The 255-nt window shown below is 62.0% G+C and carries 1 pseudogene; it reads right to left on the bottom strand.

The annotated features are described in order from the left end of the window. Positions 1-175: pseudogene (locus tag L6D63_RS28505) on the bottom strand (DNA cytosine methyltransferase); the annotation flags it as partial. Between the last annotated feature and the right edge of the window lie 80 nt (positions 176-255).

The raw sequence follows: 255 nt of genomic DNA, 5'->3' as shown, positions 1-255 counted from the left end.
GGGCGCCGAGTTTGGTCATGTCACCGAGGTTCGGCGTGTTCGGGTAATGGTGAGCCAGCACCGCGCTGGGGAACGCTTCGATCTCGGCGAACCAGGTCGCACGCATGCCAAGCGGCTTCCATGCAAGCGTTGCCGCCTCGATGCCGGAGCAGACCGAGCCGTAAGTGATTTCCATAGGGGATCCTCGCCGGTTGGCGTGATTCGTAGAAGTGGGGTATTTGTGTTCGGCCCGGCATGGGGCTGGAGGAGCTTGAA

The sequence above is a fragment of the Pseudomonas parakoreensis genome (assembly GCF_021602155.1).
GTDB lineage: Bacteria > Pseudomonadota > Gammaproteobacteria > Pseudomonadales > Pseudomonadaceae > Aquipseudomonas > Aquipseudomonas parakoreensis.
Note: the sequence above shows the minus strand (reverse complement) of the source record. Positions and strands in the feature narration are given on the sequence as shown.